Below are 12515 nucleotides of genomic sequence, written 5' to 3'. Positions count from 1 at the left end.
ACTCGATTCGTACCGGGGACGTTTCGGCCGTGAGCCGAGCGGCCTGTGGAAGTTCTTCCATAGCCGTCGGTGGGTGCGGTGGGTGGCACACAGCGAACCCCGATGCCGAACCCGCCCGGATCAGCCTTCGCCGGCCAGGCAGAACAGGCCCTCGTCGGTCAGTTCGACCAGGCCGTCGGTGAGGAGCGAGTCGAGGGCGCGGTCGCGCTGGGCCAGGTCCCGTGTCCAGGCCAGGTCCAGCCGCGCGCGCTCCACCGGTCCAGGGGCGGCGCGCAACACGTCGAGCAACTTTCCGCGGGCCTGCCGGTCGGTGCCCTCGTACTTCTGAGTCCGGCGCGCGGGACCGTCGTACGCCGGCCGACCACGGCCGAGCCAGCGGCACGATCGGCTGATCGGGCACTCCGCGCATCGCGGGTTCCGCGCCGTGCACACCAGCGCACCCAGCTCCATCAGCGCGGCGGAGAACTCCGGTGCCTCCGGCGCCGGGGAGCCGTCGTGGAGCCGCGGTAGCAAGGCTTCGGCGTCGGCAAGGTCCGCCTTCGAGGGGTTTCCGGGTTCGCGGCCGTGCACCGCCCGGGCGATCACCCTCCGCACATTGGTGTCGACCACCGGTACCGCCTGACCGTGCGCGAAGCAGGCCACCGCGCGCGCCGTGTAGTCGCCGATGCCGGGCAGGCCCAAGAGAGTTGCCACGTCGTCGGGAACGACGTCGTCATGCTCTGCGGCAAGGACTTTCGCGCATTCGTGCAACCGCAGTGCGCGTCTCGGATAGCCGAGCTTGCCCCACGCTCGCAGCACCTCGCCGGCCGGTGCCGCAGCCATCGCGGACGGGACCGGCCAGCGCGACACCCATTCGGACCACGGACCCTCTACGCGTGCGACCGGGGTCTGCTGCAGCATGATCTCGCTGATCAGGATGTGCCACCCGGTGACACCGCTCGCGCGCCAGGGCAGCGGCCGGCGCACCCTCCTGAACCAGTGGAGCACGGGCTCTGGTGGCAAACTGTCAACCATGAAGGATCTCACTCCCGCGCAGGCATGGCAGGTCATCAAAGAAGGCAACGAGCGCTTCGTCAGGGGCGAGTCGATACATCCCAGTCAGGGTATCGCCGACCGCGCCAAGCTGGTCGGCGGCCAGGCGCCCCACGTGGTGCTGTTCGGCTGCGGCGACTCGCGGGTCGCCGCCGAGGTGATCTTCGACCAGGGGCTGGGCGACATGTTCGTGGTCCGGACCGCCGGGCACGTGCTGGACGCCTCGGTGCTCGGATCCATCGAGTTCGGCGTCGAGTACCTGAACGTCCCGCTGATCATCGTCCTCGGGCACGACAGCTGCGGGGCGATCTCGGCGACCCTCCGGGCGCTCGACGAACTGGAACTCCCGGGCGGCTATGTGCGCAGCATCGTCGAGCGGGTGGCCCCGAGTGTCATCGCCGGGCGGGGAGAGGGACTCACTCGTGTCGACGAGTTCGAGGCCAAGCACGTCAACGAGACCGGCAAGCTGTTGATGGATCGCAGCCGGATCATCGCCGAGCGGGTCGCCGAGGGCCGGCTGGCCATCGTCGGGCTCAACTATCACCTGGACGACGGCGCGGTGAACATGTCCGGCCTGATCGGCGACATCGGCGAGGACATGCCGACCACTGCTTGATACCTGAGTGCGGGCTGTGATCTGCCCGCTCAAGTCGCGACACGCCGTGCCGGGTCGGCGAGGGCCCTGGCGTGCGGCGATACCGTGGCAGACGTGATCGAACCGAGCGGACCGCTGCCTACCGAGGTCTACTGGCGTCGACGGCTGCTCGCCGTCGCCGTCGCAGTGGTGGCGATCGCCGTGGTGATCGGGCTGATCGTGTGGGCGAGTTCCAGCGGCGACGATGACGCGTCTGCGGCCAACGCCGCCGCCAGCTCGCAGGCCGACGCTCCGGCGTCGGGAGAGCTCCCCGCACCCGCCCCGAGCATCTCGGGACAGGCGCCGACCAGTGCGCCGCCGTCGTCGCCCAGCCAGACGGAGACTCCGCCGCAGACCTCACCGGCGGCCGGCGACAGCGCCGTTCCGTGCTCGGACCAGTCGCTCTCGGTGGTCCTGTACACCGACAAGCCCACCTACACCAAGGGCGACCAGCCGGTCTTCACCATCGTGACCACCAACGGCGGTCTGGCGGCCTGCTCGCGGGATGTCGGCAAGGCATCGCAGAACGTCGTCGTCCGGTCGCTCGACGGTACGCGCACACTGTGGAGCGCCCAGGACTGCGCCCCGGACAAGACGGTGAACGACCAGACCCTCGCGCCCGGCCAGCAGGTGACCGACACCGTCACCTGGTCGGGTACCACCAGCAGCCCCGGCTGCGACCGGCCGCGAGTGGCGATTCCAGTCGGCGCCTACCAGGCCATCGCCAAGATAGGCGCCAAGGAGTCGGCCCCGATCACCTTCAACGTGATCGCGCCGCCGCAGCAGTAGGCGACCGCCCCGGGCGCGCGTTCAGTCGAAGCGCTCGAGACTGCTCTCGGCGAGGCGGGAGAGACCTTCCCGGATGTGACGGGCCCAGATGCTGCCGATTCCCTCGACCGCCTGCAGGTCCGCGGCGCTGCACGCCAACAGTGACTGCAGTGAACCGAACTCGCGCACCAGGCGGTCGATGTGGCCGAACTGGAGGCGGGAGATGCGGGCGAGCAGACGGTAGCCGCGGGGGCTCATCGGCAGATCCTGCGCCTCGATGGTGGTCGGGTACCCGAAGGCGCCGGCCACCAGGGTGAGATCGAGAAGATCGGCGTTCGACAGGTTCTCCAGCGAGTCCAGGATCTGCCGCACCTGCTCGGTGTTCGCCGGTTCGGGGGCCGGCTGGTAGTCGCGCACCAGGAGCTCGCGCATGATGTCGTTCTCACTGGTGAGCTCCTCCAGCTGGAGGTCCACCTGGCGGCCGTAGGTGCCCAGTTCCAGGACGTAGTCCTCGATCTCGACGCCGACGCGGCGCACCATCTCCATGCGCTGGGCCGCACTGCAGGCATCGCGCAGCAGCACGTAGTCCTCGATCTCGGCCCGCGAAAGCTGTGCGCTGACCTCGTCGAGCCGCGACTTGTACCGTTCCAGCGTCGAAAGCGCCACGTTGGCGCGCGACAGCAGCGCGTCCGGGTTCTCCACCACGCGACGGTTGCCGTCGACGTACAGGCTGACGATCGACATCGACGCGCTCACCGTGATCACCGGCGTGCCGGTCTGGATCGCGGTGCGCTCGGCCGCCCGGTGCCGGGTGCCTGACTCGGCCGTCGGAATCGTCGGATCGGGCACCAGCTGCACGTTGGCCCGGAGGATGCGGTTTCCGTCCCCGGACAGCACCACCGCGCCGTCCATCTTGGCGAGCTCGCGCAGCCTCGTCGGGGCGAACTCCACGTCCAGGTGGAATCCGCCGTCGCAGATCCGTTCGGTGTCTTCGTCGTACCCCAGCACGATCAGGGCGCCGGTGCCGCCGCGCAGAATCCGCTCGAGGCCGTCGCGCAGCCGGGTGCCGGGGGCGACGCGGCGCAGGGTGGCGCGCGTCTGGTCGGACGTCGGCTCGGTGAGGGTCATCGTCGTCTCCGATAGCTGGCGGGGCCTGGCGGGCGGGCTCGGGCGAACATGCTCCGGCGTGTATGGGTTAGCGTAACGGTCTGTGAAACCCGTGTTCGAACTGCCCGCGAACCCCGAGCCGATGGAGCTGCACCCGAAGGCGCCCGCCCCCGGAGAGCCGCTTCGTCTGCACCACGGCTTCTGCTACGGCTGCGGGGACGACGCTCCGGTCGGTCTGCGCCTCAAGGTGTTCGTCGGCGAAGGATTCCGGCTCACCGCCGAGATGGCGGTGGAGCCGTGGATGCAGGGCGGCCCCGGAGTGATCCACGGCGGGATCCTGGCCGCGGCGTTCGACGAGCTGATGGGGACGGCGCCGCTGCTGATCGGCGTGCCGCCCGTCACCGGGCATCTGGAGGTCGACTTCGCCGAGCCGATCCCGCTCGGATCCGTCCTGAAGTTCGACGCCGAGGTGGTGGCCAAGGAACGCCGGAAGGTGTTCGTGCGGTCCACCGCGCACCTCGCCGATCCGGCCCGGCCGGTGGCATTCGCGCACGGCATCTTCATCGCGATCGACGTTCGCCGGCACTTCGCGGCCTACAAAGAGAACGCGATCACGTAACGGCTGCCCGGACTGCCTCCGCAGCGGCGGCAGTAGGGGGATACTGAGCAGCACGTCTGACTCCGGAGGTCCCCATGAATCCCTCAGCAATCCGTCGAGCGGCGATCGCGATGATCGCCGGTGCCGTGCTGGTGGTGACCGGATGTTCGGCGAGCGTCTCGGTCGGCGACAAGAAGCTGTCGAAGGACTCGCTCCAGAGCAAGCTCGCCGACGAGATCGGTGCGGGCGAGGGGAGTAGGCCCGACGTGCGCTGCGACGGTGACCTCAAAGGCGAGGTCGGAGCCACGCAGAAGTGCCAGGTGATGATCGCCGGGCAGGCGGCACCCTTCACAGTCACGGTGACCTCGATCGACGGCGACACCATCAACTTCCGCTACGTGCGTGACGACCTCGCGAGTGCGACCGACAGCCCGACGACCGCCGAGACGACGGCCACCGAGGAGGCCGCGACTGCGGTCGAGCGGGCCACTGTCGAGTCGACGACGGCGGATCACCTGAATCGGGAGAATCCGGGACGGGATCTGACCGTCAGCTGCCCGGGGAACCTCGCCGCCCAGATCGGCACCACGATGCGGTGCTCGGCGACCGCCGCCGACGGTGAGGAGGCCGAAGTCCTGCTGACGGTCACCTCCATCGAGGGGACCAGGGTCAACTGGGACGTCGAACTCCAGTGACGCCGGGGCCGGTCAGAGTGACGCGGGACCGGCGGCTCAGAACGGGGCGGAGGCGTAGTCGTTCGACGGCCGCATCGCCGCTTCGGCCGCTTCGGCCAGGTCGGCGACCCGGCTGATCCGGATGCCGCTGGGCAGTTCCTCATCGGAGCCGGCCGGAATCACCGCGTGCGTGAAGCCGAGCCGCTTGGCCTCGGCCACACGACGGCCGATCGAGGAGACGCGCCGGACTTCGCCGGTGAGGCCCACCTCGCCGATGGCGACGGTCCCGTGCGGGATCGGCCGGTCCTTGTGGGCGGAGCGCAAGGCCAGGAACAGCGCCAGATCGGCGGCCGGCTCGGTGACCTTCATACCGCCGACCGTCGACACGTAGACCTCCATGTCGTGGGTCGGCACGTTCGCGCGCGCCGAGGCGACGGCCAGCATCATCGACAGCCGGGCGGGGTCGAGCCCGGAGGCCGCGCGTCGGGGCAGGTTCGCCTGGGTCTTGCTCATCAGGGCCTGGATCTCGCCCACCAGCGCGCGCCTTCCGTCCATGGCCACCAGGTTGACGCTGCCGGCCACGTCGTTCTGGTGCTGGTGGACGAAGATCCCCGACGGATCGCTGACCTCGTGGATGCCGTCGCTGCGCTGCTCGAAGCACCCCACCTCGTCCGACGGACCGAAGCGGTTCTTGATGCCGCGCACGAGGCGCAGCGACGAGTGCCGGTCGCCCTCGAAGGCCAGCACGACGTCGACCAGATGCTCCAGTGAGCGCGGCCCGGCGACGTTGCCGTCCTTGGTGACGTGGCCGACCAGGATCACCGAGACGCCGCTGTTCTTGGCGAGCGAGACCAGGGCGGTGGTCACCGCGCGGATCTGGGTGACGCCGCCGGACACGCCGTCGGCGCCGGTGGCCTGCACCGTCTGCACCGAGTCGACGATCAGCAGGCTCGGCCGAACCTGCTCGGTGTGGCCGAGAATGGTCGCCAGGTCGGTCTCGGCGGCCAGATAGACGTTCTGGTGCACGGCGTCGGTGCGTTCGGCGCGCAGCCGCACCTGCCCGGCCGATTCCTCGCCCGTGACGTAGAGGGCGGTGCGCCCGCCCCGGGCCCACTGCTTCACCGTCTCCAGGAGCAGCGTGGATTTCCCGACGCCGGGTTCGCCCGCGAGCAGGATCACCGAACCGGGCACCACCCCGCGGCCGAGGACCCGGTCGAACTCGCCGATCCCGGTGGGCGTCGCGCCCGCCGCCTCCGGATCGATCTCGGTGATGCGCACAGCCGGGCTGCGCGGGGCCACCGACGCAGGACCGCCCGCAGCCGTTGCCGGGACGCCCTCCTCGATCGAACCCCATTCGCCGCAGTCCGGGCACCGGCCGACCCACTTGGGCACCTGATGTCCGCAGGCGCCGCACCGGAAGACCGCCTTCGTTTTCGCCACGCGCTCACCCTAGATCAGGCCGCCGACACCGCCGACCGTGCCGCTCGACCGGGGGACGCGCACCCGAGATGCGTCCGGCCCCGATCCTGCGAGGATCGGGGCCGAACGTCCGCTGTGGGGTGCCGGATCAGTGATGGCCGCCCTCGCCGTGGGGAGGTTGCACGTCGCGCACCACATCGTTGCGCTCTTCGAGATTGCTGCCGTCGACCGGGGTCGCCAGGGTGATGGTCTTGGTGCCGATCGACGGACCGGTGGGCTTGCCGTCCTTGTCGGCGGGCACGTCGTACACCTCGAAGGTGAGGGTCAGCGGGACGGTCAGGCCGGCCGCGACCGTCTCGCCCGTGTTGGTGAGCTCGGCGTCGAGGCGGGTGATGCCGTCGTTCTTCGCCTCGTCGTCGGAAAGATTCGACGGGACGCCGGCGTTCAGGTAGCTGTTCGGCGCGATGATGCCGTTGTCGCCGGGCGACGAGGAGCGGCCGGAGGAGGTGATGAACTCGACCTTGCCCTGCGGGGCGGTGATTCCGGTGAGCTTGACGTAGCGGATCTGGCTGTCGTTCGCGATGGTGAAGACCAGCTTGAACGGGCCGCCGTCGCCGAAGACCTCCGAGGCCTTCTCGACCGGGTACATGATCTGCAGATTCCGGATCGCGATGGACCCCGGCAGGATCGTCTGGTCGCCCTCGGTCTGGCCCGGGTCGAGCGCGATGGTGCCGTTTGCGCCGTTGATCGCGGCTTCCTTGTTGTTGGTCTGGGAGATCTTGCCGGCGCTGCACGCGGTGCTACCCAGTGCGAGCGCGAGGCCGAGAGCGCCGACCGCGGCGCCCTTGGCGATGCGGCGAGTGGTCCGAGTGAACACTGACACCTTCAATCCTCCGAAGTTTCGCGCGTCGCGCACGGTTGCCGCGCGACGCTTCACTACGCAGCGTAGTGGGCCGCACCCGGAAAAGTCCGACGGGGTGGCCAGATTGGTGGCAAATCAGTGGCCGCGCGAGCGGTCGCGGCCATCGGACCTGGGGTGATCAGCGGCCTGCGGGACGGGTGGCCGACGGTCTCCGGGCCGTCGTCATAGGCCCTGACCTGCACCGCCGGAGAATCGGTGTCGTCGTCGCGTGTTAGACTGGTAACACTCGAAAGGGGCACGGAGCATTGAATTTCAAAGTTGGTGACACCGTCGTGTATCCGCACCACGGTGCTGCTCGGGTGGAAGACATCGTCGTACGGACCATCAAGGGTGAAGAGGTCGAGTATCTGGTCCTGAAGGTGACCGACGGTGACATGACTGTTCAGATCCCTTCCAGCAAGCTTGATTACGTCGGCGTGCGCGACGTCGTCGGCGCCGAGGGGCTGGACCAGGTCTTCGAGGTGCTGCGTGCACCGCACACCGAAGAGCCGACCAACTGGGCGCGCAGGTTCAAGGCCAATCAGGAGAAGTTGATCTCCGGCGACATCATCAAGGTGGCCGAGATCGTGCGAGACCTGTGGCGTCGGGAGCAGGACCGGGGACTGTCGGCGGGTGAGAAGCGCATGTTGACGCGCGCCCGCCGCGTGCTGGTCGACGAGCTCTCGCTCGCGCAGGACACCGATGAGGCCCGCGCCGAGACCATCCTCGGCGAGATCCTGGCCGCGGCGTCCTGACCGCTGATCGTTCGGGGCGCGTCGTCGCCCTGATCCCCGCCGCCGGTATGGGGACCCGACTGGGTCTGCCGCGGCCGAAGGCGTTCGTGGAGCTTGCCGGAAGTTCGCTGCTGCGTCGCAGTATCGACGCCGCCCGGGCCTCCGGAGTGGTCGACGAGGTGGTCGTGATCGTGCCGGCTGAGCTGGCAGACGCAGTCCGCGCAGAGTTCGGCGAGGTCACGGTGGTGGCCGGCGGCGCCGAACGCAGCGATTCGGTGCGCGCCGGACTCGCCGCGGCGGGCGACGCCGAGCTGATCCTGGTGCACGACGCCGCGCGTGCACTGACCCCGCCGGACCTCTTCGTCCGCGTGGTGACGGCGTTGCGCGGCGACAGGCAAGCGGTGGTCCCCGGCCTTCCGGTGGCCGACACCCTCAAACGCGTCGACGGTCGCGGTCGCGTGTTGTCCACGCCGGACCGCAGCGAACTGCGTGCGGTGCAGACCCCCCAGGGCTTCGCCGCGGCGCTGCTGCGCCGGGCCCATGCCGCCGCCGCCGACGCGACGGACGACGCCGGCCTGGTCGAGGCACTCGGCGCCGAAGTGCACGTGGTGCCCGGCGACGAGCTGGCGTTCAAGATCACGACGCCGTACGACCTGCGGCTGGCAGAACTGCTGCTGAACCGGGAGGAGACCCGATGAGAGTCGGCATCGGCACCGACGTGCATGTGATCGAAGCCGGCCGGGACTGTTGGATGGTCGGGCTCCTGTTCGACGGCGAGGACGGCTGCTCCGGTCACTCCGACGGCGACGTCGGGATCCACTCCCTCTGCGACGCGCTGCTCTCGGCGGCCGGGCTCGGTGATCTCGGCTCGGTGTTCGGCGTCGACCGGCCGGAGTGGAAGGGCGTCACCGGGGCGCAGATGCTCGCCCACGTCGCCGCCCTGCTCGACGAGCACGGCCTGGCGCCGGTCAACGGTGCGGTCCAGGTGATCGGCAACCGGCCGCGGATCGGCCCACGCCGCGCCGAGGCGCAGGAACTCCTCTCCGATCTGCTGGGCGCTCCGGTGTCGGTGTCGGCCACCACCTCGGACGGGCTGGGCCTGACCGGTCGCGGCGAGGGGATCGCCGCGGTGGCGACGGCGCTGGTGACCCCGAAGCCTGCGGCACTGAAGTAGGATCGCAGGTCGTGACTCTCCGCCTGTACGACACCGCGGCCCGCGAGATCCGCGACTTCGCCCCGCTGCGCCCCGGCACCGCTTCGGTGTACCTCTGCGGCGCCACCGTGCAGGGTGTCCCGCACATCGGTCACGTCCGCAGCGGCATCGCCTTCGACGTGCTCCGTCGTTGGCTGGCGTACGACGGCCCGGTGGAGGGAGCCGACGACGCGCGGGGCAGCGGTCACGGCCTGGACGTGCTGTTCGTCCGCAACGTCACCGACATCGACGACAAGATCCTCCGCAAAGCCGACGAGCACGGGCGGCCTTGGTGGGAATGGGCGGCCACGCACGAACGCGAGTTCTCCGCTGCCTACGACGCGCTCGGCGTGCTGCCCCCGTCGGCGGAGCCGCGGGCCACCGGCTTCGTCACCCAGATGGTCGACTACATGCAGCGTCTCGTCGACCGTGGGCACGCCTACGCAGCCGACGGCAACGTCTACTTCGACGTCCGCAGTCTTCCCGACTACGGCAGCCTCTCGCGCTTCAAGCTCGACGACGTCCACCAGGGCGAGAGTGCGGGCACGGGCAAGCGCGATCCGCGGGACTTCACGCTCTGGAAGGCCGCCAAGCCGGGTGAGCCGTCGTGGCCGACACCGTGGGGCGACGGGCGCCCGGGCTGGCATCTGGAGTGCTCGGCGATGGCCACCTCGCTGCTCGGTGCAGAATTCGACATCCATTGCGGCGGAATGGATCTGATCTTTCCGCACCATGAGAACGAGATCGCGCAGAGTCACGGCGCCGGCGACGGCTTCGCGCGGTACTGGCTGCACAACGGCTGGGTCACCATGAGCGGCGAGAAGATGAGCAAGTCGCTCGGCAACGTGGTCTCGATCCCCGAGATGGTCAAGAAGGTCCGGCCGGTGGAACTGCGTTACTACCTCGGCAGTGCGCACTATCGGTCGATGCTGGAGTACTCCGACGGCGCCCTGCACGAGGCCGCCACCGGATACCGGCGCATCGAGTCGTTCGTCCACCGGGTGGCCGATCGGGTCGGCGAGGTGCCGGTCGGCTCGGTCACCGCAGAGTTCGCCGCTGCGCTCGACGACGACCTCGGCGTGCCCGCCGCGCTGGCCGTGGTGCACAACAGCGTCCGCGAGGGCAACGCGGCGCTTGATGCCGGCGACGGCGAGCGCGCCCGGAAACTCGCGGCACAGGTCCGCGCCATGACGGGTATTCTCGGCACCGACCCGCTCGATCCGCGCTGGGTCCACTCCGGCGACGCCGACGACGCGGCCACCGCCGCTCTGGACGTGCTCATCGGGGCGGAGCTGGAGCGCCGTGCGCAGGCGCGCGCGGCCAAGGACTGGGCCACCGCCGACGCGGTGCGCGACCGGCTGGCCGAGGCCGGCGTGGAAGTGACCGACACCCCCGACGGCGCCCAGTGGGCGCTGCGAACGAAGGACTGACATGGCCGGCAACTCCCAGCGCAAGGGCGCTGTCCGCAAGTCGGGCTCCAAGAAGGGCCAGGTGGTCGGGTCCGGCGGTCAGCGTCGTCGCGGCCTGGAGGCACGCGGCGCGACGCCCAAGGCCGTCGACCGCACCTATCACCCGGCGCACAAGAAGGCGAAGGCCGCGGCCAAGGCAAAGTCGGCGGCCGGACGCAGCGCCGCGCGTCGCAAGGACGACGGTCCCGAGTACGTCGTCGGCCGCAACCCGGTGGTCGAGTGTCTGCGCGCCGGTGTGCCCGCGACGGCCTTGTACGTGATGACCACGATCGACGCCGACGACCGCGTCCGCGAGGCGATCGCTGAAGCCGGTGACAAGGGCATCGCGATCCTGGAGGCGAGCAAGACCGAACTCGATCGCATCACGGTGAACGGCCTGCACCAGGGGCTGGCGCTGCAGGTGCCCGAGTACCGGTACACCCATCCGGACGATCTGCTCGCCGATGCGCGCGCTTCGCCGAACCCTCCGCTGCTGGTGGCCCTGGACAACATCACCGATCCGCGCAATCTCGGCGCGGTGATCCGCAGCGTCGCCGCCTTCGGCGGCCAGGGCGTGCTGATCCCGTCGCGCCGCAGCGCGAGCGTCACCGCGGTGGCCTGGCGCACCAGCGCCGGCGCCGCCGCCCGGCTGCCCGTCGCGCAGGCGCCCAATCTCACCCGCACGCTGGTCGACTGGGCCAAGGCGGGCTGCCAGATCGTCGGGCTCGACGCCGACGGCGACGTGACCCTCGACGAGTACGACGGCACCGGACCCACGGTGGTCGTCGTCGGTTCCGAGGGCAAGGGCCTCTCGCGCCTGGTGCGGGAGAACTGCGACTCGATCCTCTCGATCCCGATGGCCGGGGACGTGGAGAGCCTCAACGCCTCGGTCGCCGCCGGTGTGGTCCTCGCCGAGTTCGCCCGTCAGCGCCGCATCGCGGAGTAGTCGGGGTCTCGATACGCGGACTCACTGCGTTCGCCGCTACTCGACCAACGCCCCTTCTCGTCACCGCTTCGCAGGCGAGGCGGTTGGTCGCCGAGTAGGTGAGCGAGTCGGCGGCTACAGCGGCAACTCCTCGCACGCGCTGAGCCGCCGCACTCGAGCCCGGGAGCGGCCGGCGACGAGTGCGTCGGCGCTGAGCACGATCAGCGCCGCCCACACGATCCCGAACCCGATCCAGCGCGCCGACGACAGGTGCTCGCCGAGCACCGTCACCGCGCAGATCAGCTGGATCACGGGCGTGACGAACTGAATCAGCCCGACCGTGGTCAGCGGGATCCGTCGTGCCGATGCGGCGAACAGGAGCAGCGGGACGGCGGTGGCGACCCCGCTGAAGATCAGCAGGCCGGTGTGCACGGGGCCGTGCGCGCCGAAGTCCAGCCCCGGTCCGGCCACCGCCAGCACCACCAGGATCGCCGCCGCCACCGGCAGCAGGATCAGCGTCTCGACCGTGAGGCTGTGCAGGGCGGGCAACTGCGCGCCGACCTTCTTCTTGACCAGTCCGTACATAGCGAACGACGAGGCGAGCGTCAGCGCGGTGAGCGGAAAAGACCCTCCCGCGACCGATAGGTAGACGCCGGCCGCCGCGCCGATCCCGACGGCCAGCCACTGCAGGGGCCGCAGCCGCTCGCGCAGCACGACGACCCCGAGTGCCACGGTGACCAGCGGGTTCAGAAAGTATCCGAGGGCGGCTTCGCTGGTGTGTCCGGACGTGACGGCGGCGACGTACACGACCCAGTTGACGGCGATGAAGAGCGCCGCCGCGGTGACGCCGAGCATCAGCTTCCGGTGCCGCAGCAGCGGCGGCAGCCACGACCAGTCCCGACCGATGCCCAGGACGATCAAGCAGAATAACGCGGTCCACACGATCCGGTTCGCGAGGATCTCCCACGGCCCGGCCGGCCGCAGTGCGTCGAAGTAGATCGGGAACAGACCCCAGATTCCGTAGGCGCCGAATCCGGCGGCGATGCCGCGCGCGGACTCGGCGGCCCAGCGCTGCCGCATGGT

Annotated in this window: 14 protein-coding genes; 9 read left to right on the top strand and 5 right to left on the bottom strand. The window is 70.0% G+C overall.

Going from position 1 to position 12515, the window contains the following annotated elements; genetic code table 11:
• Positions 1 to 120 precede the first annotated feature (120 nt).
• Positions 121 to 1014, bottom strand: a complete 894-nt coding sequence (locus tag C6V83_RS17225; RefSeq protein ID WP_105943443.1) for an HhH-GPD family protein — start codon at positions 1012 to 1014, stop codon at positions 121 to 123.
• On the opposite strand from C6V83_RS17225, the gene C6V83_RS17220 reads away from it, so the two are divergent.
• Positions 1013 to 1648, top strand: a complete 636-nt coding sequence (locus C6V83_RS17220) for a carbonic anhydrase (protein ID WP_105943442.1) — start codon at positions 1013 to 1015, stop codon at positions 1646 to 1648. The two genes, C6V83_RS17225 and C6V83_RS17220, sit on opposite strands and share 2 nt — an antisense overlap.
• Before the next feature lie 93 nt (positions 1649 to 1741).
• On the top strand, positions 1742 to 2455 hold the full coding sequence (locus C6V83_RS17215) for a hypothetical protein (RefSeq protein ID WP_105944044.1): 714 nt from the start codon (positions 1742 to 1744) through the stop codon (positions 2453 to 2455).
• Positions 2456 to 2476: 21 nt separating this feature from the next.
• On the opposite strand, the gene disA is transcribed toward C6V83_RS17215, so the two are convergent.
• Positions 2477 to 3562, bottom strand: a complete 1086-nt coding sequence (gene disA / locus C6V83_RS17210; RefSeq protein ID WP_105943441.1) for a DNA integrity scanning diadenylate cyclase DisA — start codon at positions 3560 to 3562, stop codon at positions 2477 to 2479.
• Positions 3563 to 3644: 82 nt separating this feature from the next.
• Between disA and C6V83_RS17205 the strand changes: the two genes are divergently transcribed.
• Together C6V83_RS17205 and C6V83_RS17200 are read left to right on the top strand one after the other, a co-directional pair.
• Complete coding sequence (locus C6V83_RS17205; protein WP_234353788.1) at positions 3645 to 4160, top strand: PaaI family thioesterase; 516 nt, start codon at positions 3645 to 3647, stop codon at positions 4158 to 4160.
• Between the two features lie 74 nt (positions 4161 to 4234).
• A complete protein-coding gene (locus tag C6V83_RS17200; protein ID WP_105943440.1) occupies positions 4235 to 4834 on the top strand; it encodes a DUF4333 domain-containing protein in 600 nt (199 codons plus the stop codon).
• Between the two features lie 36 nt (positions 4835 to 4870).
• Here the strand turns inward: C6V83_RS17200 and radA are convergent, their stop codons facing one another.
• Both radA and C6V83_RS17190 read right to left on the bottom strand, forming a co-directional pair.
• Positions 4871 to 6253: a DNA repair protein RadA gene (gene radA / locus C6V83_RS17195; RefSeq protein WP_105943439.1), complete on the bottom strand. Its 1383-nt coding sequence runs from the start codon at positions 6251 to 6253 to the stop codon at positions 4871 to 4873.
• Between the two features lie 127 nt (positions 6254 to 6380).
• On the bottom strand, positions 6381 to 7115 hold the full coding sequence (locus C6V83_RS17190; RefSeq protein WP_234353787.1) for a copper-binding protein: 735 nt from the start codon (positions 7113 to 7115) through the stop codon (positions 6381 to 6383).
• 284 nt (positions 7116 to 7399) lie between these two features.
• Between C6V83_RS17190 and C6V83_RS17185 the strand changes: the two genes are divergently transcribed.
• Genes C6V83_RS17185 through rlmB form a run of 5 tightly spaced genes read left to right on the top strand, consistent with a single transcriptional unit; the run spans position 7400 to position 11453 of the window.
• Positions 7400 to 7888: a CarD family transcriptional regulator gene (locus C6V83_RS17185; RefSeq protein ID WP_105943437.1), complete on the top strand. Its 489-nt coding sequence runs from the start codon at positions 7400 to 7402 to the stop codon at positions 7886 to 7888.
• The gene (ispD, locus tag C6V83_RS17180) at positions 7885 to 8565 is read left to right on the top strand and encodes a 2-C-methyl-D-erythritol 4-phosphate cytidylyltransferase (protein ID WP_199832676.1); all 681 of its coding nucleotides are present in this window, start codon (positions 7885 to 7887) and stop codon (positions 8563 to 8565) included. The genes C6V83_RS17185 and ispD overlap by 4 nt, the downstream gene beginning before the upstream one ends.
• Positions 8562 to 9041 carry a 2-C-methyl-D-erythritol 2,4-cyclodiphosphate synthase gene (gene ispF, locus C6V83_RS17175; RefSeq protein ID WP_105943435.1) on the top strand — a complete coding sequence of 160 codons (480 nt, stop codon included), beginning with the start codon at positions 8562 to 8564 and terminating at the stop codon, positions 9039 to 9041. The genes ispD and ispF overlap by 4 nt, the downstream gene beginning before the upstream one ends.
• An 11-nt stretch (positions 9042 to 9052) precedes the next feature.
• Entirely contained in the window at positions 9053 to 10489 is a 1437-nt protein-coding gene (cysS, locus tag C6V83_RS17170; RefSeq protein WP_105943434.1) for a cysteine--tRNA ligase, read from the top strand.
• A gap of 1 nt (position 10490) precedes the next feature.
• Positions 10491 to 11453, top strand: coding sequence for a 23S rRNA (guanosine(2251)-2'-O)-methyltransferase RlmB (gene rlmB / locus C6V83_RS17165; RefSeq protein ID WP_105943433.1), 963 nt, complete (start codon positions 10491 to 10493; stop codon positions 11451 to 11453).
• Between the two features lie 114 nt (positions 11454 to 11567).
• Here the strand turns inward: rlmB and rarD are convergent, their stop codons facing one another.
• Positions 11568 to 12512 carry an EamA family transporter RarD gene (rarD, locus tag C6V83_RS17160; RefSeq protein WP_105943432.1) on the bottom strand — a complete coding sequence of 315 codons (945 nt, stop codon included), beginning with the start codon at positions 12510 to 12512 and terminating at the stop codon, positions 11568 to 11570.
• Positions 12513 to 12515: the final 3 nt, after the last annotated feature.

It is taken from the genome of Gordonia iterans (genome assembly GCF_002993285.1).
GTDB classification, from domain to species: Bacteria; Actinomycetota; Actinomycetes; order Mycobacteriales; family Mycobacteriaceae; genus Gordonia; species Gordonia iterans.
The sequence above is the reverse complement of the archived record's forward strand: the minus strand, read 5'-3'. Positions and strand labels throughout refer to the sequence as shown.